At 67.1% G+C, this 25,972-nt stretch carries 20 protein-coding genes and 1 tRNA gene; 6 read left to right on the top strand and 15 right to left on the bottom strand.

The window, feature by feature from the left end; translation table 11 throughout:
* Nucleotides 1-3: 3 nt before the first annotated feature.
* The 6 genes from ACE11G_RS17455 to ACE11G_RS17430 all read right to left on the bottom strand — a co-directional run bounded on the left by ACE11G_RS17455 (nucleotide 4) and on the right by ACE11G_RS17430 (nucleotide 7,592).
* The gene (locus tag ACE11G_RS17455; protein WP_222110798.1) at nucleotides 4-1,344 is read right to left on the bottom strand and encodes a protein kinase; all 1,341 of its coding nucleotides are present in this window, start codon (nucleotides 1,342-1,344) and stop codon (nucleotides 4-6) included.
* Nucleotides 1,341-2,843, bottom strand: coding sequence for a penicillin-binding protein 2 (locus ACE11G_RS17450; protein WP_006896812.1), 1,503 nt, complete (start codon nucleotides 2,841-2,843; stop codon nucleotides 1,341-1,343). Before ACE11G_RS17450 ends, ACE11G_RS17455 begins: the two co-directional genes overlap by 4 nt.
* Complete coding sequence (locus tag ACE11G_RS17445) at nucleotides 2,840-4,267, bottom strand: FtsW/RodA/SpoVE family cell cycle protein (RefSeq protein ID WP_375003245.1); 1,428 nt, start codon at nucleotides 4,265-4,267, stop codon at nucleotides 2,840-2,842. The genes ACE11G_RS17450 and ACE11G_RS17445 overlap by 4 nt, the downstream gene beginning before the upstream one ends.
* Complete coding sequence (locus tag ACE11G_RS17440) at nucleotides 4,264-5,739, bottom strand: PP2C family protein-serine/threonine phosphatase (protein WP_375003243.1); 1,476 nt, start codon at nucleotides 5,737-5,739, stop codon at nucleotides 4,264-4,266. The genes ACE11G_RS17445 and ACE11G_RS17440 overlap by 4 nt, the downstream gene beginning before the upstream one ends.
* Entirely contained in the window at nucleotides 5,736-6,200 is a 465-nt protein-coding gene (locus ACE11G_RS17435; protein ID WP_006896815.1) for an FHA domain-containing protein, read from the bottom strand. The genes ACE11G_RS17440 and ACE11G_RS17435 overlap by 4 nt, the downstream gene beginning before the upstream one ends.
* Nucleotides 6,201-6,311: 111 nt before the next feature.
* Nucleotides 6,312-7,592 carry an FhaA domain-containing protein gene (locus tag ACE11G_RS17430; RefSeq protein WP_375003240.1) on the bottom strand — a complete coding sequence of 427 codons (1,281 nt, stop codon included), beginning with the start codon at nucleotides 7,590-7,592 and terminating at the stop codon, nucleotides 6,312-6,314.
* A gap of 261 nt (nucleotides 7,593-7,853) precedes the next feature.
* On the opposite strand from ACE11G_RS17430, the gene ACE11G_RS17425 reads away from it, so the two are divergent.
* A tRNA-Leu gene (locus ACE11G_RS17425) sits at nucleotides 7,854-7,936 on the top strand.
* A gap of 286 nt (nucleotides 7,937-8,222) precedes the next feature.
* Here the strand turns inward: ACE11G_RS17425 and ACE11G_RS17420 are convergent.
* Together ACE11G_RS17420 and ACE11G_RS17415 are read right to left on the bottom strand one after the other, a co-directional pair.
* A complete protein-coding gene (locus ACE11G_RS17420; RefSeq protein ID WP_045537535.1) occupies nucleotides 8,223-10,115 on the bottom strand; it encodes an alkyl/aryl-sulfatase in 1,893 nt (630 codons plus the stop codon).
* Between the two features lie 294 nt (nucleotides 10,116-10,409).
* Entirely contained in the window at nucleotides 10,410-10,739 is a 330-nt protein-coding gene (locus tag ACE11G_RS17415; protein ID WP_045537527.1) for a hypothetical protein, read from the bottom strand.
* A gap of 277 nt (nucleotides 10,740-11,016) precedes the next feature.
* Here ACE11G_RS17415 and ACE11G_RS17410 point away from each other — a divergent pair, with 277 nt between their 5' ends.
* The gene (locus tag ACE11G_RS17410) at nucleotides 11,017-11,910 is read left to right on the top strand and encodes a hypothetical protein (protein ID WP_375003238.1); all 894 of its coding nucleotides are present in this window, start codon (nucleotides 11,017-11,019) and stop codon (nucleotides 11,908-11,910) included.
* Nucleotides 11,911-11,965: 55 nt separating this feature from the next.
* On the opposite strand, the gene ACE11G_RS17405 is transcribed toward ACE11G_RS17410, so the two are convergent.
* The 4 genes from ACE11G_RS17405 to ACE11G_RS17390 form a co-directional block, all read right to left on the bottom strand.
* Nucleotides 11,966-14,005 carry a CocE/NonD family hydrolase gene (locus tag ACE11G_RS17405; RefSeq protein WP_375003236.1) on the bottom strand — a complete coding sequence of 680 codons (2,040 nt, stop codon included), beginning with the start codon at nucleotides 14,003-14,005 and terminating at the stop codon, nucleotides 11,966-11,968.
* Between the two features lie 19 nt (nucleotides 14,006-14,024).
* Nucleotides 14,025-15,299 carry an acetyl-CoA carboxylase biotin carboxylase subunit family protein gene (locus ACE11G_RS17400; RefSeq protein WP_006897922.1) on the bottom strand — a complete coding sequence of 425 codons (1,275 nt, stop codon included), beginning with the start codon at nucleotides 15,297-15,299 and terminating at the stop codon, nucleotides 14,025-14,027.
* On the bottom strand, nucleotides 15,296-16,237 hold the full coding sequence (locus tag ACE11G_RS17395; RefSeq protein WP_006897923.1) for an alpha/beta hydrolase: 942 nt from the start codon (nucleotides 16,235-16,237) through the stop codon (nucleotides 15,296-15,298). Before ACE11G_RS17395 ends, ACE11G_RS17400 begins: the two co-directional genes overlap by 4 nt.
* Nucleotides 16,238-16,357: 120 nt before the next feature.
* A complete protein-coding gene (locus ACE11G_RS17390) occupies nucleotides 16,358-17,533 on the bottom strand; it encodes a low temperature requirement protein A (RefSeq protein WP_006897924.1) in 1,176 nt (391 codons plus the stop codon).
* A 184-nt stretch (nucleotides 17,534-17,717) separates the two neighbouring features.
* On the opposite strand from ACE11G_RS17390, the gene ACE11G_RS17385 reads away from it, so the two are divergent.
* Nucleotides 17,718-18,419: an MgtC/SapB family protein gene (locus tag ACE11G_RS17385; protein ID WP_006897925.1), complete on the top strand. Its 702-nt coding sequence runs from the start codon at nucleotides 17,718-17,720 to the stop codon at nucleotides 18,417-18,419.
* A gap of 35 nt (nucleotides 18,420-18,454) precedes the next feature.
* Entirely contained in the window at nucleotides 18,455-19,072 is a 618-nt protein-coding gene (locus tag ACE11G_RS17380) for a L,D-transpeptidase (RefSeq protein WP_006897926.1), read from the top strand.
* A 4-nt stretch (nucleotides 19,073-19,076) separates the two neighbouring features.
* Here the strand turns inward: ACE11G_RS17380 and ACE11G_RS17375 are convergent, their stop codons facing one another.
* The 3 genes from ACE11G_RS17375 to ACE11G_RS17365 all read right to left on the bottom strand — a co-directional run bounded on the left by ACE11G_RS17375 (nucleotide 19,077) and on the right by ACE11G_RS17365 (nucleotide 22,912).
* Entirely contained in the window at nucleotides 19,077-19,955 is an 879-nt protein-coding gene (locus ACE11G_RS17375; RefSeq protein ID WP_006897927.1) for a crotonase/enoyl-CoA hydratase family protein, read from the bottom strand.
* A 70-nt stretch (nucleotides 19,956-20,025) separates the two neighbouring features.
* Nucleotides 20,026-21,591, bottom strand: coding sequence for a DUF222 domain-containing protein (locus tag ACE11G_RS17370; RefSeq protein WP_375003232.1), 1,566 nt, complete (start codon nucleotides 21,589-21,591; stop codon nucleotides 20,026-20,028).
* A gap of 115 nt (nucleotides 21,592-21,706) precedes the next feature.
* A complete protein-coding gene (locus tag ACE11G_RS17365; RefSeq protein WP_045537523.1) occupies nucleotides 21,707-22,912 on the bottom strand; it encodes a CaiB/BaiF CoA-transferase family protein in 1,206 nt (401 codons plus the stop codon).
* A 290-nt stretch (nucleotides 22,913-23,202) separates the two neighbouring features.
* Between ACE11G_RS17365 and ACE11G_RS17360 the strand changes: the two genes are divergently transcribed.
* Together ACE11G_RS17360 and ACE11G_RS17355 are read left to right on the top strand one after the other, a co-directional pair.
* On the top strand, nucleotides 23,203-24,471 hold the full coding sequence (locus tag ACE11G_RS17360; RefSeq protein ID WP_045537521.1) for a hypothetical protein: 1,269 nt from the start codon (nucleotides 23,203-23,205) through the stop codon (nucleotides 24,469-24,471).
* Nucleotides 24,468-25,814: a lipase family protein gene (locus ACE11G_RS17355; RefSeq protein WP_045537519.1), complete on the top strand. Its 1,347-nt coding sequence runs from the start codon at nucleotides 24,468-24,470 to the stop codon at nucleotides 25,812-25,814. The genes ACE11G_RS17360 and ACE11G_RS17355 overlap by 4 nt, the downstream gene beginning before the upstream one ends.
* Nucleotides 25,815-25,972 lie beyond the last annotated feature (158 nt).

Raw genomic sequence — 25,972 nt, 5'->3', positions numbered from 1 at the left:
CGCTCACCCCCCGCCGCCGGGCAGGCCCGGAATCGTGATCGGGGGGAACAACGGCCGCGTCGTCGGCTCCTCCGTCGTCGGCTCCTCGGAGGTCGTCGTCGGCTCCTCGGTGGTGGTGGGCTCCTCGGTGGTGGTGGTCGTGGGCGTGTCCGACGTCGTCTCACGAGTCCGGGTTGTGGTCTCGTCGGTCGTGGTCTCCCGCTCGGTCACCGTGGTGGTGACGTGCGAAGACGAGGGCGTCGGTGCGGTGGGCGTGCGAGGGCTGGTGGTGAGCCAGTAGGCGACGAGCGCGATGGCTGCGAGCAGCAGCAGTGCGGCCACCGCCGTGAGCACCTTGTGCGTGGTGCTCCATCCGCCGTCGTCGACCGGCGTGGCGGCCGTCGAGACGCCGGTCTGCGGCGGCTGCTGCTGGCCGGGCGAAGTCATCGCACGGGTCGACGGGCGCGGTGCCGCGGCAGCGGCGGCGACTCCGGCGGCGCCGAGAGCGCTCCGGGGAATCGGCGGACGGTTGCCCGCGCGGACCGCGGCGACGGCGTCGGCGAACTCGCCGCCGGTCGCATACCGCTGCGCGGGGTCCTTCGACAGCGTGATCTCGATGAGTTCACGCACCGGTGCCGGCAGGTTCTGCGGCAGCGGCGGCGGAGGCTCCTGAATGTGCTTCATCGCGACGGTGATGGCACCGTCGCCCAGGAAGGGCCTGCGGCCGGTGAGCGCCTCGTATCCCACTACGCCGAGCGAGTACACGTCCGATGCGGCGGTCGCCTCGCCCCCGGTGGCCTGCTCCGGAGAGATGTACTGGGCGGTGCCCATCACCATGCCCGTCTGGGTGACGGGCGCGGCGTCGACCGCCTTGGCGATGCCGAAGTCGGTGATCTTGACCTGACCGGTGGGCGTGATGAGGATGTTGCCCGGCTTCACGTCGCGGTGCACGAGACCCGCCGTGTGCGCGGCCTGCAGTGCGCGGCCGGTCTGCTCCAGCATGTCGAGGGTGTGCGGCAGCGAGAGGTGGCCCATCCGGGCGATCACCGAGTTCAGCGGCTCACCGTCGACGAGTTCCATCACCAGGTAGGCCAGCGGGTCGCCGCCGTTGCGATCGGGGGTCTCGCCGTAGTCGAAGACGTTGGCGATGCCCGGATCGTTGAGCCGCGCGGTGGTCTGCGCTTCGGTGCGGAACCGGCCGAGGAACTCCGAATCGTTGGAGTACTCGGCCTTGAGCACCTTGACCGCCACCCGGCGGCCGAGACGTGTGTCCAGGGCTTCCCAGACCTGGCCCATGCCACCAGTGGCGATCAACCGGACCAGTCGGTACCGGTCGGCGATGATGGTGCCGTTCTGCAGGCTCATCGAGCACCTCCCGCGTATGCGTTGATGACAGCGCGTCCGATCGGGGCCGCTGCGAGGCCGCCGTACGAATTCTGTCCCCTATTGCCGTTTTCAATGATGACCGCGACCGCGATCCGTGCGTTCGAACTCGGCGAGAACGCGATGTACCAGGCGTACGGCGTCTCACCTCCGCCGGCCGTGTCCGAATGCTCTGCGGTGCCCGTCTTGGACGCGATGCCCGCCTGGGCGCCGGACGTGTGCTGCTCCGACTTCACCATCATGTCGGTGATCTGATCGGCCTCCTCGGCCGTCAGCGGCCGGTTGAACGCCGACGGCGCCGTGGTGGAGATGGTCCGCAGGTCGGCGGTCTGCAGCTTGTCGACGAGATACGGGCGCATACGGACGCCGCCGTTGGCGACGGTCGCGGCGATCTCCGCGTTCTCCAGGACGGTCAGCCGCACATCGCGCTGTCCGATCGCCGACTGCGCCAGCGCGGCCCGATCGTCGCCGATGTCGCCGACGGTCGACTTCGCGACGTCCATCGGAATCCCCGGGGGATCCTCGCCGACGCCGAACTGCTTGGCCGTGGCGGTGAACTCCTCCGACGCGTCACCCGGCACCTTCTCGGTCATCAGCTGGGCGAAGGCGGTGTTGCACGAGTACTCGAAGGCCTGCGTCAGGGTCACCGTGCCGTTCGAGGCGCCGGGACACGTGCTGCCGCTGTCGTTCGAGAGGGTCGCGGTGCTGTCGGGAAGCGTGATGACCGACGACGACGTCAGCCGTGCGTCCGGCGACACCCCGGCCTTGAGCGCGGTCGCAGTGGTGACCACTTTGAAGGTCGAACCCGGCGGATACAGCGCGTTGATCGCACGGTTGGTCAGCGGATCGTCGTTCCCCTCCGCGTTGAACTTCTCCCACGCCTTCTCGGCCTTGCTGAAGTCCTGGGTGGCCAGCGCGTTCGGGTCGTAGCTGGGAGTGGACGCGAGCGCGAGGATCTTGCCGGTGCTCGGTTCGAGCGCGACCACCGCGCCGCGGCACGGCCCCTCGCAGCCGGCGTCGGTGAGTTCGCGGTAGGCCACTCGCTGCAGCTTCGGGTCGATGGTCGTCACGACGTTGCCGCCGCGCGGATCGCGGCCGGAGAACATGTCCATGAACCGCTGGGTGAAGAGGCGGTCGTCGTTGCCGTTGAGGATCGAGTCCTCGGCGTACTCGATGCCGCGGTCGGCCCGGTACACGAACGAGAAGTAGCCGGTGACCGGGGCGAACGTCGTCGGATCGTTCGGGTACTGGCGCAGGTACTTGAAGCGGTTGTCGGTGGGGACCGATTCCGCGAGCACTGTGCCGTCCGCGGCCACGATCACGCCGCGCTGACGCGCGTACTCGTCGAGCAGGACACGTGAGTTGCGCGTGTCGGTGCGGAGCTTGTCGGCCTTGAAGACCTGCACGTAGGTCACGTTGGCGAGCAGGGCCACGATCATGACGATGCAGGCGATGGCGACCTTCTGAATGGGACGGTTCACTGGCGACGCACCGCCCGGGTGGCCATCGCGTCGACCGGACGGCTCGGGCGCGGCTTCGGAACGTCGGGCTCGCGCGAGGCGTTCGAGACCCGGATCAGCAGTGCCAGGAGGATGTAGTTCGCCAGCAGTGACGAGCCGCCGTAGGCCAGGAACGGCGTCGTCAGACCGGTGAGCGGGATCAGCTTGGAGACGCCGCCCAGGACGACGAAGACCTGGAAGACGATCGTGAAGCTCAGGCCGGCGGCGAGCAACTTGCCGAAGCTGTCGCGGACGGCGACTGCCGCGCGGAGTCCGCGGATCGTGACGATCAGGTAGAGCATCAGGATCGCCGCCACGCCGACCAGTCCGAGTTCCTCGCCGAACGAGGTCAGGATGAAGTCGGTGTTGGCGAACGGCACGATGTTGGGACGCCCGGAACCGAGTCCGGTGCCGAACATGCCGCCCGTCGCGAAGCCGAACAGGCTCTGCGCGATCTGATATCCGTACGTGTCATACTGCGCGAACGGGTCCTGCCAGATGGATACGCGGATCCGGAGGTGCTCGAACAGCTGGTAGGCCACCGTGGCGCCGAGGGCGAACAGCGTGACGCCCAGCATCAGCCAGCTCACCCGCGAGGTGGCGATGTACAGCATCGTCAGCACCGTCGCGAAGATCAGCAACGGCGTGCCGAGGTCGTTCTCGAGCGCGAGGACGCCGATCGCGATCACCCACGCCGCCAGCAGCGGACCGAGGTCGCGCAGGCGGGGGAAGTCGATGCCGGCGAACTGCTTGCCCGCAGTGGTGAACAGGTCGCGCCGGGACACCAGGAACGCCGCGCTGAAGATGATGATGAGGATCTTCGAGAACTCACCCGGCTGGATGCTGAATCCGGGGAGGATGATCCAGTTCCGCGAGCCGTTGACCTCGGCCATCGACGCGGGCAGGATCGCCGGGATGGCGAGGAAGATCAGCCCGCTGACACCCAGGGTGTACGCGTAGCGCGACAGCGTCCGATGGTCGCGCACCAACATCAGGGTGACGCAGAATGCGACGATGCCGAGGACCGCCCACAGCAACTGCTGGTCGGCGTTGTGGGTCACCTCGTCTGCCTTGACGACTTCGTCGTGCCGTGACGATCCCAGGTCCAGACGGTGGATCATCACCAGGCCGAGGCCGTTGAGCAGGGCCACGCACGGCAGCAGCAGCGGATCGGCGTAGGGAGCGAACCGGCGGATCGCCAGGTGCGCGACGCCGAAGAGCCCGATGAAGGCCGCGACGTACTTGACCAGATCCCAGCTGAGGGTCTGGTCCTGCGCGGCCTGAACCGTCAAGAGTGCCGCGAAGACCACGAAGACCGCGAACGAGAGCAGCACCAGCTCGGTGCGCCGTCCCGCGCTCTTGGGCCGCGGAGCGGGAGGTGCGTGGACAGGTGGAGCCGACGTCATCCGTCGCTCCTGCAGGTGTTGTGGCCGTCCGCACCGACCGTCGGAATGGGCGCAGACGAGGTCTCACCGGACTTCGGCGCACCGCTGGGTTTCGGGGCCTCCGGCTTGGACGTCTCGGGCCTGGGCGTCTCCGAGCGCGGCTCGCCCGGCTTGGGTGCTTCGGGCCTGGGGGTCGCCGGCGGCTCGGGCGGTGCGCACTTGGGCAGGAACTCGAGTCCGCGGACGCGGTCCCGGGTGCTCTCGAGCGAGTTGTTCTTGATGCTGTTGGAGGTCACGGCGCTGCGGCCGATACCGGTGAGGTCGTCGACCTTCATCGGCGTGCACGACGCGGTCGAGTCGGACGGCTGGAACCGGACGGTCGGCGAGTCGGCGGTCAGGTCGTCGACGCAGACCCGCTCCTTCGGCGCCCGCACCGTGAAGAACAGCAGGTTGTCGGGGGTTCCGGAGTAGATCTCGACGTTGCCGTCGACCGCGGTGACGAAGGTGCTCGCCATCGCCTTCGACCGCACCACGAAGAACGCCGTCACCAGAAGTCCGATGATCGCGAGGACCGCGATGATGAGGACCGGCCAGCGCCAGCTCGCCTTCTTGACGGGCTCGGGTTCGGTGGCGGTGATGGTCGGGCGCGCCGGTGCGGGTGCGGGCGGGCGGAGGGCGGCCGCGCGACCGGCCGCCGTGGCCGGATTGGGGACGTATCCCGCGGAATCGTCCTCGCCCGCGGCGCCGCCGACGATCGGCGTCGAGTCGCCGTACTCGTCGTCGACGACGTCGGCTACCACGACGGTCACGTTGTCCGGACCGCCGCTGCGCAGTGCCAGCTCGATCAGCCGGTCGGCGCAGGCCTTGTGGTCCTCGATGGAACCGAGGGTATCGGCCAGCGTCTCTTCGCTGACGACGTCCGACAGCCCGTCGCTGCAGAGCAGGTAGCGGTCGCCGGCCCGGGCTTCGCGCATGATGAGTGTCGGTTCCACGGCCTGCCCCGTCAGGGCGCGCATGATCAGGGAGCGCTGCGGGTGGCTGTGAGCCTGCTCGGGGGTGATCCGGCCTTCGTCGACCAGACTCTGGACGAAGGTGTCGTCACGCGTGATCTGGCTCAGCTGGCCGTCGCGGTACAGGTAGCCGCGGGAGTCGCCGACATGGCACAGGCCGATCCGGCTGCCGGCGAAGAGAATGGCGGTGAGCGTGGTGCCCATGCCGTCGAGTTCGGGTTGCTTGGCGACTTGCTCGGCGATGGCCGCGTTGCCGTCGGCGGTGGCGCGTTCGAGTGCCGACAGGAGATCGCCGCCGGGCTCGTCGTTGTCGAGCGGTCGCAGCGCCTGGATCACCAGTTGGCTGGCGACCTCGCCCGCCGCGTGACCGCCCATGCCGTCGGCCAGCGCGAGGAGTCGCGCGCCGGCGTAGACGGAGTCTTCGTTGTTCGAGCGGACCAGGCCGCGGTCGCTCCGCGCGATGTAGCGCAGCACTAGGGTCACGGGCGTAACTCAATCACGGTCTTGCCGACCCGGATCGGTGTGTTGATCGGAGCGCGGACGGCGGTGGTCACCTTGGCACGGTCGAGGTACGTGCCGTTCGTCGAACCGAGGTCTTCGACATACCAGTCGTCACCGCGCGGAGAGATGCGCGCATGACGCTCTGAGGCGTAATCGTCGGTGAGAACCAGCGTGGAATCGTCGGCCCGCCCGATCAGGACCGGTTGCGTGCCGAGGGTGATGCGGGTGTTGGCGAGAGCGCCCGCCGTCACCACCAGATAGCGCGCGGTACCGCGGGATCGCGCGGCCCGCTGCTTGCGCTCGGCTCGTCCGGAGGTCAACGGCATCCGTGCGCCACCGGCCGCGGCCAGATCGGCGCGCATCGCCCGGATGATGGCGTACACGAAAAGCCAGAGCAGGATGAGGAATCCGAATCGGATCACCTGCAGCAGGATGCCCTGCATCTACTCCCATCACCTCCCTCACAGACGGGTATCCGGTTCCTCGTACCCCCGGATGCATTCAACGGTCGGGTGACCGTGCAGTCACCCGATGAGCATCTTATGCGGAAACTACTACTGGAACCGGACGGTGATGTCCGAGTGGCCGAGCCGGATGCGGTCGCCGTCGGCGAGCTCCCAGCTGCTGACCTGCAGGTCGTTGACGGTGGTTCCGTTCGTCGAGTTGAGGTCGGTCAGCATGGCGGTCTGACCGTCCCAGCGGATCTCGACATGGCGGCGCGAGACGCCGGTGTCGGGCAGGCGGAACTGCGCGTCCTGGCCGCGGCCGACCACATTGGAGCCCTGCCGCAGGGAGAAGGTGCGGTTGCTGCCGTCCTCCAGCACGAGGGTGATGGCCGACGGCGCGTAGCCGGCCGGCTGACCGTAGGCGGCCGGAGCGTACCCCTGCTGCTCGTAGGGCGGCTGCTGCGGAGCGTACTGCTGGTCGTACGCGGGCTGTCCGTACTGCGGCTGGCCGTAGCCCGGCTGCGCGTACTGCTGGTCGTAGCCGCCCTGGTCGTACTGCGGCTGCTGGCCGTAACCCTGCTGGCCCTGGTCGTAACCCTGCTGGCCCTGGTCGTAACCCTGCTGGTCGTACTGGGGCTGCTGGGCGTACTGCTGGTCGTAGCCGGGCTGCTGGTTGTAGTCGTACTGCTGGCTGTAGCCCTGATCGGCCGGCTGCTGCGGCGGGTACTGCTGCGGTCCGTATGCCTGCTGGTCGTAGCCGCCGCCCTGGTCGTACTGCGGCTGCTGGCCGTACGGCTGCTGCGGTTCCTGACCCTGCTGCGGATACCCGCCCTGCTGGTTGTAGTCGTACTGCGGGTAGTTCGGATCGCCCTGCGGGGCGTAGCCGTAGTTCTGGCCGCCCTGGTCGTTTCCGGGGGGATTTGTCATGGCTCGGGCTCCTCGGTCGAGACTTTCAGGTCGGTATGTCGGCTGCTGCTCCGCCGGCGCACGGCGCTGTGCCAGTGGTCGTGGCGCGACGTCGGGGTCGACGACGCCACGAGTGTGGAACTGACCGGTGTGCAACGACGGCGCTTGTTCGAACTCTACGACGACAGACCCGTAAGTCTGCCACCCATTGTCCCGGATGAAGTCCTCCAAATGGCGCGAGAAGATCTTCCGGTTCAGTTCGTACTCGGTTGCGACGTGATCAAGATCCGAGTCGCTCAGCGTCACCACGTAGCTGTTGGCCACCAAGGTCGCGCCGTCGCCCAGGTCTTCGGCCGAGGTCTCGGCCTCCCGCTGCAGGGCGTGCTCGATCTCCTGCGGTGCGACCTTGCCGCCGAAGACCCGGGCGAACCCGCCGTCCACGGCGGACTCGAGCTTGCGCTCGATCCGGTCAAAGAAACCCACGAGATCTCGTGCCCTTTCCCTCGGTTGGCGTGTCGACGTGCATACCTTGTCTCAACATGTTACCGGCCGGAAAGACATGACGGAGACTCGTGAATGACTCCTGTACCGGGCGTCACAGGAGTAACAGGTGGGGCAGGCGGGCGCCAATGTGCGTCGTCGCAGGTCATCACCTCTGTGGAGGCGTGGTTTTTCATTTGGCCGGGTGTGCGTGCTATCTTTTTCAAGTCCACACGGACGCCGGTCGTTCGATCGACCAGCCACGGGCGAGTGGCGGAATGGCAGACGCGCTGGCTTCAGGTGCCAGTGTCCTTCGGGACGTGGGGGTTCAAGTCCCCCTTCGCCCACAGTTGTGATGAGTCGCGACATCGTTTACACACGATGTCGCGACTCATTGCTTTTCCGGGGGGTTCAGGTGTGGCCTTCCGGGCCGGAAACGCCCGAGACCTTTAACCACCCGATGGCTTGAGACCCAAGACCGGTAGGGCGAATCCTCTTGGTCGCAGCACGCACAAGACTGCCAGGACTGCCCACCTCCGCACGCGGAGGCGGGCAGTCCTGTGCGTGCACCTGCACGCTCGCGCCGCTTTCGTGACTGCTCCGGAGTGACGTGGTCAAACGCCCCGCGTTGGATCAGGGCGTGACGATGGAGAAGTCGGGGTCGCCCGGATCGATGACCGAGGCGAGTCGTTCCAGCACCGTCGTGTCACCGCTGAGTTCGATGCCCGCCTCGGTGAGACGGTCGGCGGAGAGGGCTCCGGTGGCGAGCACCGGAAGCGCCTGCTTCGTGGTCGTGATCGTCAGCTCCGCGTCACCGCTCTGGGGTGCGGAACTGTAGGTCAGGGCGCCGTTGGACAGCCGGAGCCGGTAGCGAACGTCGGCGTCGGTGAGCACGACGTCGATGCTCAGCTTCAGTTCCCACGCGCGCGGACCGTTGATCTGGATCGCGACAGCGTCGAAGAGCATCTCAGGGGTGAGCGCGGAGATCACGTCGGGCGACGCCGAGACGGTCGGCGTGCCGAACTTGCCTTCGCGGAGCTCGGTGGCGCCGGACAGGTAGATGTTGCGCCACACGCCGTTCTCGCATCCGTAGCCGAGCTGCTCGAAGGTATCGGCCAGGAGGGTGCGGGCCCCGGCGTGGTCGGGCTCGGCGAACACGACGTGACTGAGGACCTCCGCGGCCCATCGGAAGTCGCCTTCGTCGAAGGCCGCCTGGGCGTTCGCTACGGCCGCATCGGCGCCGCCCGCGAGCTTGACGTAGCGCTTGCCCTGCGCGACCGGCGGATGCTGCCAGAGGTGGGCCGGGTTGCCGTCGTACCAGCCCATGTATCGCTGGTAGATCGCCTTGAGATTGTGGCTCACCGAGCCGTAGTAGCCGCGCGCATGCCAGGCGTTCTCCAGCACGGGCGGGAGTTCGAGGTGCTCGGCGATCTCGATTCCGGTCCAGCCCTGGTTGATCAGCCGCAGCGACTGGTCGTGCAGGTAGGCGTAGAGGTCGCGCTGCTCGGAGAGGAACTTGACCACGCGCTCGTTGCCCCACGTCGGCCAGTGATGAGAGGCGAAGACCACCTCGGCCTCGCCGCCCCACAGGTCGATGGTCTCGGTCAGGTATCCGGCCCACGCATGCGGGTCACGCACCAGCGCGCCACGCAGAGTCAGCAGGTTGTGGAGCGTGTGGGTGGCGTCCTCGGCCGCGCACAGCGCCTTGTGCTCGGGGAAGTAGACCAGGAACTCGGCCGGCGCCTCGGTGCCCGGGGCCATCTGGAAGACCATTCGGACGCCGTCGACGACTTCTTCCTGGCCGGTGGTGGTGATGTCGAGTGTCGGCGCGATCAGAGTGATGTTGCCGGTGGCGACGGTCTGCGCCAGACCGGTTCCGATGGCGCCCTGGGGGCCGCGAGCGAGGGCTGCACCGAACATGTACGCAGATCGGCGGGCCATGGCAGTGCCCGCGTAGACGTTCTCCGACGCGGCGTGCTCGGTGAAGTGCTCGGGGGCGATGACCGGAACTCGGCCCGAGTCCACGTCCTCCTGACTCACGATGCCGCGAACACCGCCGAAGTGGTCGACGTGCGGATGGGTGTAGAGCACGCCGGTGACGGGCCGGTCGCCGCGGTGTTCGCGGTACAACTCCAGTGCGGCCGCGGCCGTCTCCTCGGTCACCAGCGGGTCGAGGACCAGAACACCGGTGTCGCCCTCGATGAAAGTGACGTTGGAAAGATCGAACCCGCGAACCTGGTAGATCCCAGGAACGACTTCGAAGAGGCCCTGGATCGAGTTCAGCTGCGACTGTCGCCACAGGTTCGGATTCGCGGTGTCGGGGGCTTCGCCCTGCAGGAAGTCGTAGGTGTCGTTGTCCCACACCACGGTTCCCTCGGCGTTCCTGATCGCATTCGGAACGCGCTTGCCGAGCAGACCGCGATTGGCGTCCTCGAAATCCTGCGTGTCAGAGAACGGAAGCCGTTCTCGAAGTGCGGCGTTCTGCGCGATGATGGTGGCCGTCGCCTCGCGTGAATTGGATGACATCATTTCCTCTCATAAACCGCCGGTTCGGCTTCACCGTAGGTCCGCACGATCGGACTCAGTGGAACCACTCACCGGCAACGGGTGACCATCCCAGGGCGAAGACTGCACATCCGGAATTCGCGGTGTCGAGTGCGCCGAACTCCTGAGAGATGCCAGGATCACCACACGTCTACCGAGTGGTGTGGGAGTCCTCGGCCACGTCTCGGAGATTCTCGGGATCCCGGCGAACTGCGCGACAACCGAGCGGTACCGCACAGCGACTCCACCGGCACGATCATCCACCCGAGCCGTTGTTCAGGGCGCCGAGGCGGCCATGAAAGGCAGGATCAGCGCCGGCAGCATCATGGTCAGCAGCAGCCAACCGACGCCCTGCCACTCCACCCAGCTGCGTCCACGGCGGTATGCACGGAAGGCCATCGCCAGAGCGACGAGGCCGCCCACCCCCAGGACTCCGGGGACGGCGGCCGCCAAACCGATCGGGGCGCCGCCGATCACGAAGGCGACCAGTACACCCAATGCGATCACCACAACGGCGCCGAGGAACAGCGCCGGCGACCTCAAGTCCTTCGGGTGGCCCCAGCGCTTCTCCGCATCTCTGCGCGCGGCGTCCGGCCTGCTGTTCATGCCGGACGGATACCCACGTGAGGCCGGGATCAACCATCCTGTGGCCCGGAGTTTGATCCACGTCACAGTCGGGTATCCGACACCAGGTTCCCCGTGTCGGGGACGAGGTGGACAGGAGTGACGATATGGCTTCTACTGCACCGGGATCGGTTCCTGGATCGCCGGCTCGACGCCGATTGACCTCCGGTCACCTCGCCGATCGCGACGTGGTCGTTCACAACGGTCTGCGCACGGCGTCGACGGGCTCCGCCGTCGCCACGACGATCACGTCAGTCCGATGAGGGCCGCGTCATCGGTCGATCGCCCGCTGCTCCCGCCCGCTCGAGGCCCGGTCTCCGACGTGGTGATCGACTGTCTTCGGCGGAACCGCGAAGCGGCGGTCATCTCGTACGACCGGACCGTGTGTCTCTCCGAAGCGTGGTCCGACGACGCGATGCTCGCGCTCGTGGTTCTTCACGAACTCCACTACCGCGGGTGGCACGGGGTCGACTCGGAACGTTGTTCGGACCGGCATCTGACGAAGATTCGCCTGCTCCTCGAAGATCGATTCTTCACGAAGGTCTCATCGAGGTATTGCGGCGCTCGGGGTTCGACGCGCGGGGTGCCGAGCACCGAGCCCGCACACTCGTCCGGCGGCGACGCCTTTCTCGCGCTGGACGGGTATCTCGCCGAGGTGGCCGATCTGCGGGAGTTCGCCGACTATTTCGCGGTGGGCTCGTTGTTGTCTCCGCGGGGTTCGTCGTCGCAGCGGGAAGTGTTCGACGGAGTACTCGAATCGTTCGGGCTCGACACGGGCTATCTGGCTTACCTGCCGACGGCACCGGCTGCGGCGCTCGGCCCGCTGGTATTGACCGATTGCGTGCGAATACGGCCGACGTGGCGCAGCGCTGCGGTCGGCCGTGCCACCGCGGCGGAAGTGAACGCCACGACGAGGTCCGCCGGCATCCTCCTCGGACTGCAACGGCTCGGAGCGGCCGACGCCGCGATCCATCGCTATCTCGCGCAACTGCAGGGACAGGCAGGCCCTTCAGGAGACGTGCGTCGAACCGGCCTCGACACCTCGAACCCGGCGAGCAGGAGGTGGTCGCGGGTATGCGCGCCCATCAGACCGTGGAGGAACGATTGTCGATCGCCTTCCGCGACGCCTGGCGCCGCGGCCGCACACTGGTGACCTGACCGCTCCGCAGCCGGGCCCGGGCCTTCGGAGACGACCGCTCGACGCAAGATCAAACGAGACGACGCGGAATCCGCCGATCCCAGCTCTCCGCGTACACCCGACGAGAGCCTCGATCGTCGAGCTCGTAGGCATCGAGTTCGGCGGTCAGAATGAATTCGTTGCTCGTCGAAGAGAGCACGGTGTGCGTCTTCACCTCGATACGCCAGTCGCCGCGTTCGACGCGCCGCACCGTGCGCGTGGTACCGCGCGCGGATGTCACGTCGTTGTTCCGGTACTCGAACCACTCGGTGGCCGACCGCGTCACCGCGGTGTCGGTCTCCTCGATCAGGGTGGTTCCCTGATCGTCTTCGATCTCGACTGTGGTGGTGCCGAACGCGAGGTCGCGGGTGGTGCGCCAATGGTGCCGACCCGACTCCAGGTTCCGGCGAGCCATCGGCGGCGCGCTCTTCGGCGTACCCAGGTCCTTGAGTAGGGCGTCGGCGTCACGCGGAGGACGCACCGGGACGCTGAGCCGGGATTCGCCGGTGTAGACGGTGACGGTCGCCGGCTCCGGCGGCGGCCAGGCGAGCGGGAAGTACGAGGTGGACAACGACAGCCGCAGTCGGTGCCCGGCGGGCAGACGCTGTGCCAGTCCGTTGAGTTCGACGTCGATTCGGTATTTGGTTCCCGGTTCCAGAGGCTCCGGCGCAGCGCTCGAATTCCGGTGCGTGAGATTGCAGAGACCGTAGGTGATGCGGGTGGCCTCTCCGTTCGGGGCGATGTCGGAGAGACGGGCCGCGATCTGAGCGACCGGCTTGTCCGCCTCAACCGCCGCGGTCAACGTCGGTCGCCCCAGGATCTCCATGTCGTGTGCCATCGGCTCTGTCTCGAACACGAGTGCGCCGCCGTCCTCGTCGCGCTGGTCGGTGGGGAGGTCCGGCGTCGCGGCGTACGACGCCCACTTCCCGCCCGATCCACCGACCGACAGCGGCGACAGGATCGCCAACGGTCGCGGCCGCACCTCGGTGCTGTCGACGAAGTCGTCGAGCGTGTATCGAGTGAGTACGTACTCGTGATCGTCGATGCGCGACGACGGCCAGCTGTCCTCGCCGACCCAGCGGCCCGGCCGTTCGTCGTACGCGGGGTTCGGCGCGATGCTGTCCTGCATCCAGGCCCGCAGCATCGGCCCGTCCATCGCTCCGTTGTCGATGCCCTTGAGCCAGTGATCCCACCACCGGACGGTCTCGTTCAGGAAGTCGATCGCCGGACCGGGCACACCGAGGTGCGGATACTTATGACCCCACGGGCCGATGAGCCCCTTGCGCGGAACGTCGAGGTTCTCCAGCAGGCGGAAGATGGCGTTCGTGTAGCCGTCGGCCCAGCCGCCGACGGACATCACCGGCACCTGGATCTGTGAGTAGTCCTCCGAGACGGACGCGCGCTTCCAGTAGTCATCGCGATGCTGGTGCTCGATCCACTCCGCGGCCCAGAGACCGCTGCCCTCCAGTCGTTCGCGCCACATCTCGCGCCACCGCGGTCCGACGATGTCCGGATCCGGGGGGAGGCTGTTATTGACGAACATGACGGTGGCCTCCGAGAGATTGTCGGAGAGGAGGCACCCGCCCATGTAGTGCATATTGTCGACGTAGAGGTCGTCGGTCGCGGATGCGCTGATGATCGCTCTCAGCGCCGGTGGTCGGCGCGCCGCAACGTGCAGGCTGTTGAAACCGCCCCACGAGATGCCCATCATCCCGACATTGCCGTCGCACCAGGGCTGCTCGGCGAGCCAGGCGATCACTTCGCAGGCGTCCTCCTGCTCGCTCGGCAGGTACTCGTCCCGCAGCACTCCGTCGGAGTCGCCGGTGCCCCGGATGTCGACGCGCACGGACGCATATCCGTGCCCGGCGATATAGGGGTGATGCAGACTGTCACGCTCACGCGTGTCATCACGCTTGCGGTACGGGAGGTACTCGAGCACTGCGGGCACCGGTTCGGAGTTCGCGTCCTCCGGCATCCACACGCGGGCGGCGAGCCGTGTCCCGTCATGCATCGTGATGAACAGGTTCTCGATCACTTCGACGCGGCGGTCGAACCGGTTGACAACCTCCATGCTCTATCCTCCCCGTAGGTCACTCGAACGTGAACGGCAAGAGTTCCGACGCTCGCTCGTAGGCCTGCTCCAGATCGTCCACCTCCTGACCGCCGACGTACACCGTCGCCAGGACGTAGCGGTAGGGGTCTTGGTTGGGCAGTTCGCTGAGACGATCGCCCGGCTGCACATCCACCTCGACTGTGCATCCCGGTTCCTCTGCGCGCAGCCGTGCCAGATCGTGCTGGGTCGGCGTCGACGTCACGACCCCGTCGTCGGCGCGGCCGAGCAGACACTTGGACGCCATCCGGTACGGGCCGCGCCGAGAGCCGGGTTCGGGCCGTCGCCCGAGAGCCACATCGATGGCGTACTCGTGGTTCGACGTGCCGTCCACCCGCAGGAACAGCTCACTGTGCGACTGCGAGATTCGTGTGTTGACCTCGATCACCCAGAGTTTGTCGATCTCGTCGTCCCACATGAATTCGACGTTGAAGCAACCGTTGTCGAACCCGATGTGTCGCAGGTAACGTTCGCTCACGTCGAGCATCCGGGCGATGAGTTCGTCGCCCACCGAGCCCGCCGGGTAGTCCAGTCGGTCGAAGGTGAGACCGTTGGAGCTCTTGCGCATGTCGAAGACGCCGTGGGTGATGAATTCTCCTCGGTACATTGAGCCTTCGGGCGCCACCTGCCGTCCCGAGATGATCTGCTCGGCAAGACAGCTGTTGCCGCTGAAGCGCTCGATCTCCGGAGGTAGGTCGACCATGCCCAACGCCTGATTGAAGGCGTCGCCGATCACCGTGATCTCGCGGCGGATCTGGGCCACCGCCTCGTAGAACTCGTCAGCGTCGTGGATTTCGAAGCCTAGTTGCGATGAGTGCGACTTCACCGGCTTCACCCAGAACGGGAATGCCACCTCGATTCCGCTCAGCGGGTCGTCGTCGAAGGGGTCGAACGCCGCGAAATCCGGGACGCACTCGGGTACTGCCTCGGCCTGCATCAATCGAGACCAGTACTTGTGTTCGCACGTCAGGAAGCTCTTGAGACTGGGCGACGGTATCGAGTTCTCCATGGCCAGGATCGGCACCAGGATGCTGGTCGGAAAGTCCCAGTGGGCGACGATGGCGTCCACCCGGCCCAGCGTCGCGAGTTCTTCGCGGGCTCGGTCGAGCAGCGACTCGAGGTCGAAATGAGGCGCGGCGGTGAGCGTCTCGACGTCCAGGAGACTGTGGAACCGCATCTGGTCGGCGCCGGGCAGTGCCTCGAGTTCGGCTCGCTGCCGGTCGCTGAGGCCCGGGACCACCACGTTGACAGTCACTGCATCGACCCCTTCGAGGTCGTGGATCGTCCCCGCAGGTGCGACCCTCCGTCTTCGAGACGTTCGGAAATGAAGGCCTCGAGTTCCCTGCGCGCCCGACTGGCCTCCGGGATCTTGTGCATGATCCAGTTGTGGAACATGCCCGGATGCTCCTTGAGGCTGATCGTGGCGCCTGCTGATCGCGCCCGGCCGACGAAATCGCGGGCATCCGGGTTGAGGACGTCGCGTGTGCCCGTGAAGACGATCGTCGGGGGCAGCGCCGAGAGTCGCTCGCCGTCGACGGGCCCGAAGTCGGTGGGCGGCGCGTTCCCGGCGAACCACCGTCCCGCTTGACGCAGACCGGCGATCCCGAGTTCCGGATCATCGGGGTCGATCGCGTCGGCTTCCGGCATCGAGACCGTGAGATCAATCCATGGCGAGAGCAGTACGACGGCGTCCGGTTCGGTTCGCAATCTCCGATCACCGCAGCACAGTTCGAGAGCCAGTCGGCCGCCTGCGGAGTCACCCGAGAGCACAGTGGGCCCGGGTGCGCCTGCTAGATAGGTGTGCGCCGCATCGGCCACCGCCGGGATGATCGTGCGGTGATCCGCCGATGGGCAGAGCGGATAGATAGGCATGATCACAGAGGCGTCGGCGGCCCGCGCCAGCCACGCGAGGAACCGCCAATGATGGCGCTGCGGCTCCTCGACGAAGCCACCGCCATGAAGGTGCAGTATGCGGGTGTCGCCTGCACCGTCGCGCGGTTCGATGCGGTAGCAGCGCATGTCGCCGACGTGTTCGAGAGAGACCTGCACCGTGGGCAGCCACGGCGGCGTGGTCATGCTCTTGCGCTGGTGCCGGGGGAGGCGCTCGGTCATCACCGCCGGGTCTGCATAGAACTTCTTGCTCCTCGTCGCGCGCAGTGAGGCCATCGTCAATCGAGCCGGTATCGAGACCATCGGGTCCCTTCCCTTCCGTGTCCGTTCAATGTCCTGGGGCACGGGGTTCCCGGGTCGCGGTTGCGCGAAACGTGGGGTGCGGCGACTGCCAGCCGGCGGAAACGGGAGGGTGCGAATGCCTCAGGACTTCGCGACCGCGGCGTCGTTCCGGTGATGCCAGGACGCGGAGGCGACTCCGGCGGCGAGGATCGCAGCGACCAGCGCGGCCAGCACGAGGAGCTCGATACCTGTCGATGCGGCGACAACGCCGATTGCCGCCAGGACGGCGAGGGTTGACGCCGTGACAGTCGATTCGAAGCGGTCCAGGCCGCCGATCGACGCCACGAAGAGCGCGAGGCCGATGTAGAACAGCGCCGGGCCACCGGCGAGGAGCAGCGCGTAGACGGTGGTCGTCTCATCGTGGGGATGCGCGAGCATCTTCTCGGTGCCGACGGCGGTCACGATCACGCCGCCGACCAGGATGGCGTGCGCATATGCGAAGCCTCCGCGGGCGAGGGCGGTCGGATCGTCGGCCTCTTCGAGCCGTCGTTCGGTGCGCTCCGAATGGTGGGCGAAATACAGCCACCAGAAGGCGACCGGGACGGCGAACGCCACCCCCAGTGCAACGAATGAGTACAGGCTCGATTCCATGTGCATGAACTCGCGCCCGATGGAAAGGACCGTCTCGCCGAGCGCGATGATGAAGATCAGCCGATTACGTTCCACGAGATGTGCGGGCGTCAATTCCCACATCCGCATGTCGATTCCGCCGAACCGCGGCAGCCAGGTGCGCAGGAGCGGGGCGGCGACGTCGATGGCGAGGGCGACGATCCAGACGATCAGCCGGGTGTCGGGTTCGCAGAACGCGCCGATCACCCACACCGCGGCGGCCACGGCGGACCATGCGAGCAGATGCGCGTAATTGCGGCCGATCTGCTGTCCGCGCATCGCAATCGCGATGAACAACGGCCTGACCACCTGCATCGCAGCCAGCGCGATGGCGAACTGGGGTCCTCGGTCGCCGAACGCCTCAGGGATGGACGCGGCCATCACCAGGCTCAACAGCATGAGGACGACCAGCAGGATCCGGACGGGGATGCGGGCTGGGTCGACGAAGTTGGTGGCCCACGCGGTGTAGTTCCACACCCACCAGACTCCGCCGAACATGACGATCACCTCGACGGTCCCGCGGCCGGTGAGGTGCTCGGCGAAAAACGATGCGAGTTGGCTGAACGCGAATACGTAGACGAGGTCGAAGAACAACTCGATGGTCGCGACCTCGCCGCCCTTGCTGCGTGCTCGCCCCAATGCCGGCATAGCCACGGCCGACCCCCTTCGTCGAACTCCCTGACGGTGCGGCTCAGCGTAGCTTGACGCCGACTCGAGCTGAGGGCGTAACGACGTCGCGGGGAGTGCCGATGCCGGTTTCACGTGGAACCAGTCGGCAGAATCTCTCAGCGCCACTCCGGTGCGCTTGCTCCGGGAGTACCGTCGAACGACGATGGCACTCGCTGACGCGTTGGAGCAGCAGGGCTGGCCCCAAGTGGGTGAGCTGGTACTCGCGTTTGTCCTCAGCGCGCTGATCGGGCTTGAGAGACAGCTTCGCGGGCGCAGTGCCGGGCTCCGCACTCAGGCGATCGTGGGCACTTCCGCCGCACTGTTCATGCTGATCAGCAAGTACGGATTCATGAATGTGCTTTCGGACGAAGTGGTCGTCGATCCGTCGCGAGTGGCCGCTCAGGTGGTGTCGGGCATCGGCTTCCTTGGAGCGGGCATCATTCTGACGCGCCGGGGTGCGGTGCGCGGCCTCACGACTGCGGCCTCAGTGTGGGAGACCGCAGCGATCGGCATGGCGGCCGGCGCCGGCCTGTGGCTGCTGGCCGTGGTGGTGACCGCGCTGCACTTCGTGACGGCGTATGGACTGCGGGCCCTGTCGCGACTGTTGCCCGGGCAGGTCTCCGAATCGCAGATCGAAGTCACCTACGCCGACGGGCACGGATTACTGCGGCAGATCATCGAGTCGATCACCAGCGGCGGGTGGACGATACGGCAGGCCCGGCCTCAGGACGTGGAAGTCGACGGCACCGCCGCACTGATCCTGGAGGTGGCCGGGGGAGCGAGGACGGAGGCGTTGGTCGCGGCTCTCGCCGAGATCGACGGCGTCCGTGAGGTGCAGGTCCTATCCGAGCAGGAGTCGGAATAGCTACCCTGGGCCATCGCGAGTGCGAGGAGACCAGGGTGGCGGAAGTGGCGAGCGGCAACCGACTGCGCAGCGGTGTGCGCGGGTACGCGGCGCCGCTCGCCCTGGCGACCGCGGCACTGGTGGTGACGGTGGCGCTGCTTCTCCATCTGACGTGGAACACGAACTCTGCCGCGGTGCAGCCCGCCACGCATGCCGCGGCGGTTCCGGCGAGCACGATCTCCGATCCCGCCGCCATTCGCGCAGCAGGAAGTGCCGAGTGCCGGACCAACGCGCCCGGACGACGACTGATCCGAGTCAGTCTGTCCCAGCAAGCCATGTGGATGTGCGACGGGCGACGTCCGGTGTCGTCGTCACCGGTGACGACGGGGAACGTCGCGCGCGGTGACGGCACGCCGACCGGCACCTGGACCGTTCAGAGCCGAGAGACGAATCGGGACCTCGTCGGACCCGGCTACCGAGACCATGTTCGCTACTGGCTGCCGTTCTTCGGTGACTTCGGATTCCACGACGCACCGTGGCAGAAGACGGCGTTCGGCGACCGCGAAGCCTTCAAGACCGCGGGATCTCGCGGATGCGTCCACGTTCCGGGACCAGAGATGAAGCATCTCTACGACTGGGCCGAGGTCGGCACGACGGTGACCGTGGCCGAGTGAGGCGCTACTCCCGCGTCCACTCGTCATAGAACTCCGGCATCCGAGACGCCTTCGAATCGAACTCGGCCGGTCGCTTCTCGAGGAAGGCTCGAACACCGTCGTCGCCGTCGCCGATGCTCGTGTAGAACATCGCGAGCGAATCGATGCGATGGGCCTCTGTCGGATGTTCTTGCGCCGCGTTGCGGTACAGCATCTGGCGGGCGAGCGCGACGGCCACCGGCGAACGGCCCTGAGTCCAGGAGTCGGCGAGCGAGCGCGCAGCGTCGAGCAGATCCTCCGGCTCGTGGACGCTCTGTGCCAGGCCGGCGTCGAGTGCGCTCTGCGCATCGAGGATGTCGGCGCGGTACACCAGGTCGAGCGCTTTCGGGAGGCCGACCACTCGAGGGAGGAACCACGATGACGCCGCCTCGGGAACGATGCCGAGACGTCCGAACACGAAGCCGATCCGGCCCTTGGTCGATATGAGTCGAGCGTCCATCGGCAGCGTCATCGTGGCGCCGATGCCGACTGCGGCGCCGTTGACGGCCGCGATCACCGGTTTGCGGCAAGCGTAGATCGCGAGCGTCACCCGCCCGCCGGTGTCGCGAATCCGCGCGATTCCGGGATCATCCAGATCGGCCATGTCCGCGAGCGTGGGCCGCTTGGCGCCGTCGAGCCCGAACACATTGTCGCCCTCGGTCGCCAGGTCCATGCCGGCGCAGAACGCACGTCCGTTGCCGGTGACGATGACAGCCCGAACGGAGTCGTCATCGTTGACCGAACGGAAGGTGTGCTCCAATTCCTGCGCCATCTCGACGGTGAAGGCGTTGAGATGGTCGGGGCGGTTGAGCCGGACTGTGAGGATGCCGTCTTCGTTCTCGTGCGTCAGCGTCGTCAGTTCCATGCGATGTGCTCCCTGGTCGGCGGGTGTGTCGATTGCAGCTTAGAAGCGCGGCGCACCTTGGGAGGACGCGTCAGGCCGCGGCGTGGGGTGACTGGGCAGATTCGGAATCTGCCGGGGGAGCTTGTGACTCCTGCGGTGGAGTCCGAGGCGGCGGATGCGCCGGCGGTGGGCCCGATTCTTGCCGATGCAGTTCTGGCGGGTGCAGGTGCCGTGCTTGTCCGGCGTGGTGGATGGGGTTCAGGCGCCAAGGTTGATCGGTGGTGGCCGGTCGCCAGCCCATGCGTCCGGCATCGGGTCCGTCGGTGAGGGTGGTGGTCTCCCATTGTCCGCGGTTGGTGCCGACGGCGCGGTTGTGGCGCCCGCACGCGGCGCCGAGGGCGTCGATGTCGGTGCGTCCGGCCGGGGTGATCCAGTCCGGTGCGTGATGGGCCTGGGTTTGGGCGAAGGGGCGGTCGCAGCCGGGGGCGGTGCAGCCGCGGTCGCGGGCGAACAACGCCAACCGCTGCGCCTTACTCGCACACCGCGCACCGCGGCCTTGGTAGAGCACTTCGCTGGTGTGATTCCGGAAGACCGCCAGGTGCGGCACAGCCTCGGCAGCGAGCCGCACGAGTTCACCGATCGGGATGCGGGTGCCGGTGGCGGTCAACGCGATTCCGGCATGCGCGGCGAGTTCTTGATCGGTGACGGTGATGACGAGTTCGGCCGGTATCCGGTTCGGTGCACCGAGTCCGCCGTGGGCGAGAACGTAGTCGCACAGGGCCAGCAGCGCGTCGTGTGTGCGTTGGGCGGCACTGCGCAGATCCCGACCCCGCGCCGCCGCCAAAGCCTCGGCATCGATGCCGTCGGCGTCAATGGTTCCGGTGGGCGAATCCGGGTCGGCGGGATTGTTCATCCCGGGTGCGGCCCAGGCGGTCAAGATCACTTCGAACTTGGCCCGCAACTCCGGGGTCATGGCGCCGCGGACTTTGCTCATGAGTTGTCGGTCTTGCGGGAGGATGGTGATTCCGCGTTGGCGTTGCCGGTCGACGTGATCGCTTTCCTGCCCGTCGGGGTCCAGGTGGGCGAGCAGCCGGTCGCCGACTTTGCCCAGGTCGTCGGGGTTCAGTCCGGCGGCAGCCTCGGCCAACTCCGCCTCGGCACGGGCTTTGACTTCCGGCGAGATGCAGCCGGGCACTTTCGCCAGCACGGCCGAGATGACGAGAGCGTGTTCGGCGCCGACAGTCCCGGCCGCCACCGACGCGGCGGTGGCGGGCTTGCGGGGAGGCAGGGTTTCACCTTGAAAGTTGGAGAACTCGCCGATGGTCTCAGCCATCCGCAACCGCCGACCCGCCTCCCGGGTTCCCAGCCGCAGCCCTTGCGACAGGTATTGATGCGGATTCAGGTAGCCGGCGGTGCGGTGGGCGTTGCGGTCGGAGACCTCCACCAGCAGCGCAGCGGAGATGCCGTCCCAGCGGCGCCGGATGCGTTCGGCGGTCTGTGTGTGGGCCAGCAGTTCCGGTTCGGTCTCCGGTGACAGGGAGGTCTCGGCGAGTTTGACCGCCGCGGCATCGATCAGGGCGAGTAGTTCGGCGGGCTGCTCCGGCAGCGCACCGGTGGCGACGACAGTCGCGATCGGATCGGTGATCGGATCGGTCATCGCTGCCACCTCCCCCGAGTGTTTCAGCTGGTCACACCATGTTTTCTTGACCTACCTGAAAGCTATCACCCACCTATGACAAACAACATTGACGCGATCGACCTACGTTCGATTCTCAGTCGCCGACGCGAACAACACCGGCGGCCGACATCCGCTGCACGTCCTGCTCGTCGTAGCCGAGTTCCGCGAGCAGCGCGGCTGTATGGCGGCCGAGTGCCGGAACGTCGCCCATCGCCGCCTCGACGTCATCGAATGTGACCGGCGGAAGTAGTGCCTTGACCTGCGCGAACTCGGTACCGACAGTGCGCCAGCGATCCCGTGCGGAGAGCTGCGGATGCTCGGCGACCTGTTCGAGCTCGTTGATCTGGGCTGCCGGAACACCCGCGGCGGAAAGCTTCGCGTCGAGCTCCGCAGTGGTCCACAGCCTGGTCCGTTGCGCCACTGCGGCGTCGCACGCCGCCCGGTTCTCGACTCGCTTCATATTGGTGGAGAATCGCGGGTCGGTCGTCAGCTCGGGGACGCCCAACACTGTGGTGAGCGCCTTCCAGCCTCCTTCACTCTGAACGCCGATCAAGATCTGTCCGTCGCTGGTGGGGTACGAGTCGTACGGCGCGATCGACACATGACTCACGCCCATCCGCGGCGGCTGCACGCCCGTGTACATCTGCGTGTAGAGCGAATGTCCCATCCATTCGACGGTCGATTCGAGCATCGAGACCTCGACCGCCGCTCCGACTCCGGTGCGGCAGCGACGCAGGAGCGCCGCGAGAACCGCCTGTGCGCAGTACATACCGGAGGCGATGTCGGCGGTCGGAATCCCGGTCTTGGCGGCATGCTCCGGTGTACCCGTGATGGAGATGAGGCCGCTCTCGGCCTGAATGAGCATGTCGTACGCCTTGCGCTGCTCGAACGGACCGCCTCGGCCGTAGCCCGACAGATCGACCGTGACCAACTCGGGGTGACCCTCGCGCAACTCATCGGCCCCCAGGCCGAGCCGCGCCGCTGCGCCCGGCGCCAGGTTCTGCAGAAAGACGTCCGCGTCGCGGATCAGCGCACGGACCACCTTGCGCCCCTCGTCCGACTTCAGGTCGACGGCGATGGATTCCTTCCCGCGGTTCAGCCACACGAAGTGCGCGCCGGTGCCGTGCACGGCGTCGTCGTAGGCGCGGGCGAAATCGCCGCCGTCGGTCCGTTCCACTTTGATGACGCGGGCGCCGAGATCGGCCAGATGGCGGGACGCGAGCGGCGCGGCGACGGCCTGTTCGAGAGTCACGACCGTGTAACCGGCGAGGGGGAGGAGTTGGTCGGGACGCAGTGCCATACACTCCACTATCGCACCGCGGCGATGGGCGGCTCCGGCGGGCGGCGTGTCACCCGATCGAGCGATTTGTGGTGTGACGACCGGCTCCCGCGACCCGCCCGAATCCGTCGTTCGGGGCCGCTGCACACGGTTTGGACCTGCACCGTTATCAGATTCATCGCGCTCTGACCTGCAGGTCGAGACGGATCGTGCCATTTGTCGTTGTGACAACGCGGTGATTCACTATCCCGGACCAGCGAGCCGGACAGGCTCGCGTGATCGGTGCGGCCTCGAGTCGCAGGAGGTGACCGATGCGTTCAATTCGCACGATCGGCTGGAGGGCCGTCGTTCTGACGGCAGCGGCTCTGGTGGTGGCCCTGGCCGGATCGGCCGTCCTTGCGCCGCCCGCGTCGGCCGCCGGAGAGTTGGATCGGTACCTGGATCTGCCGTTGGTCAATCGCCATGCGGATCACGGTCCCGGCGGGGTCAACCCGGCACTCCCCACCGACCCGAAGGTCCTCAAGAACCTGCTCGACGAGGCGCGTGAACGAGGGGTCGCGCCTACGTCGTACCAGGCCCTGTTGCTTCAGTACTGGCTGGCCGACACCACAGTGGCGGCGGGAATCGACCTCAAGTCGTGGAACCCGCGCGCGGGAGTGACTGCGAACCGCGGAAACCTCACGAAGTCGTACCAGTTCTACAAGAACCTGCAGCTCAAGCACCGCGAACTCCAGTGGGCCGGGATGGGCGGGCTCGTCGGTGCCGATTTCGGCGGCGGGCTCCTCGACTTCGAGCTGGCCACCGACGTCTACGAGTTCACGCGGTTGGCACCGGTGGCGAACGCCATCGTCACCGAGACCAACAGGGCGTTCGGACCGACGATGATCGACAAGCTCCCCAAGGGTCTGCGCGCGCTGGCCCGCGTCGGCGCCACCCTCACGCCGGCCGACCTCCAGTACGTGCAGGGCTCGATCCTCGTGATGCAGAAGAACATCTTCAGCGACCTGATGCCGATGCACCGCGCATACGTGACCGGCGGACTGTCGGCACTGCGAGAGATGTACCGAGCGGGACTCTTCCCCGCCGACGTCATGAAGGCGTGGGAGGATGTCGCGAGCAAGACGCCCGACGGGATCGCGGCGGGCAATGCGCGCCTGCTGAGGCGTGAGCAGGGCGAGATCATCAACGAGCAGTGGGACACGGTCCGCGCCTACCGCGGGGACGTCGGTGAGGCGATGACCTACGCAAGCACCCTCGCCGGGTCGCCGTCGGTGGCCGGAGTCCTTCCGCTGCGCTCGTACAAGCCGCTGAAGCTGACGGGGACCACGCCCGACGGGCGGACCGTCACCGCGACCGTGCCGCTGCCGTCGTGGAACTGGTCGGTCTTCGACGAGCGATGGGATTACATCACCCACGAACTGCTGCCGAAGTACCGATTCCAGGTGGAGAACCGCTGGCCGGACCTGCGCCGAGAACTGGTGATGCCGGCCGATCCGCAGATGGAGCAGCACCGCCCCATCTTCAATCTCCTGCCGATGATGCAGTCGGCGCTCGACACGCTGAAGGTGGAGGTCCGATGAAAGCGCAGCGTTGGATCGTCGCGGCGGTCGCACTGCTGAGCGCCCTGACCGTCGGTGCCTCCCTCACGGCCGCGCCGGCCGCGGCCGGACCGCCGAACCGCACTCCCCAACTCGGCGAGGTCTTCAACGGTTTCGTACTCGGGACCTTCCAGCACGGCAGGATGGGTACGCCCGACGAGATCCTCAAGCCGCTGCAGTCCACCGACCCGTTCTACAAGGAGCCGCGACTCACGGGATCGGAGAAGGCCGGGACGCTGCTGAAGGCCGAGCCCGTGGCCGTCCAGTTCGCCGGCTTCCGCCCGGGCGACGTGGATGCGTACAAGATCATGTACGTCACCACGGCGCTCGACGGTGAGCCCGACATCAGCACCGGGCTGATCATGATCCCGCGCGACGGCCGCAAGAACGCCACGCGGCCGATCGTCAGCTACCAGATGGCCAACGACAGCGTGGGCGCCAACTGCCATCCGTCGGTGATGTGGACCGGTGGCGATCCGATCGACGGCGCCTCGTGGTCGGCCCTCGGGCCGCTGGCACAGTTGTTCGGCAAAGGGTACGCCGTCGTGATGTCGGACGTCGGTAACAACGGCGACCCGCGTCCGCACGGCGTGTTCGCCGGAAAGTACAACGCCCGCACCAGTCTCGACGCGGTGCGCGCCGCGCTCGCGGTCCGCGATGCCGGTCTGTCCGCATCGTCGCCGATCGGCATGTTCGGCATCGCCGGCGGCGGTGTCGGCACCGGTCACGCGTTGGAGATGAAGGATCAGTACGCGCCGGAACTGAACATCAAGGCCGCGGTGCTCGAGGGAATGGTTCCGAACTACCGGAACTTCATCGCGACCGCCGACGGCTCCGTCGGTTCGGGTTTCGCGATGGCGACCCTTCTGGGCCTGGAGCCGCACTACCCGGACATGCGGATCGACGACCACCTCACGGATGCGGGACGCGCCGTGGCCGATTACTACCGGACCCAGTGCCAGACGCCCGCGTACTTCACATTGCCGCTGGTACCGCTGAACACGCTGTTCAAGGGGAATGAGTCGCCTGCGACGATCCCCGCGTTCCAGCGCGCCTACCGGGACAACGTGATGGGGCAGGGGACGGCAGCGAAGGGCGTGCGCACACTCGTCGCGTCGTGCGTGGCCGACGACTCGCCGATGTCGCTGGTACCGGCTGCCGATTCGCGCAAGCTGGTCCGAGCGTGGCGCAGCCGAGGCGCTCGCGTCGACTACCAGCCGACGGACTGCAGCATGGTCAAGTTCATCACCGACATGTACGGCTGGGGCACTGACCTGTTCGGCATGCAGACCGTCGACTGGCTGGCGGCGAATCTGAAGGGGTAGAGGGGGTTTCGACTCGCTTCGCTCGCTCAACGAGCCTGGGGAGGGATGCTCGCTCAACGAGCCTGCGGGGTGCGCTGGGCGGGGTCTGGGGTTTCGACTCGCTTCGCTCGCTCAACGAGCCTGAGGAGGACGCTCGCTCAACAAGCCTGCGGGGGTGC

Origin of the sequence: Gordonia sp. PS3 (genome assembly GCF_041950545.1) — a bacterium.
Taxonomy (GTDB): Bacteria; Actinomycetota; Actinomycetes; order Mycobacteriales; family Mycobacteriaceae; genus Gordonia; species Gordonia sihwensis.
This window is presented reverse-complemented; position numbering and strand designations above follow the sequence as displayed.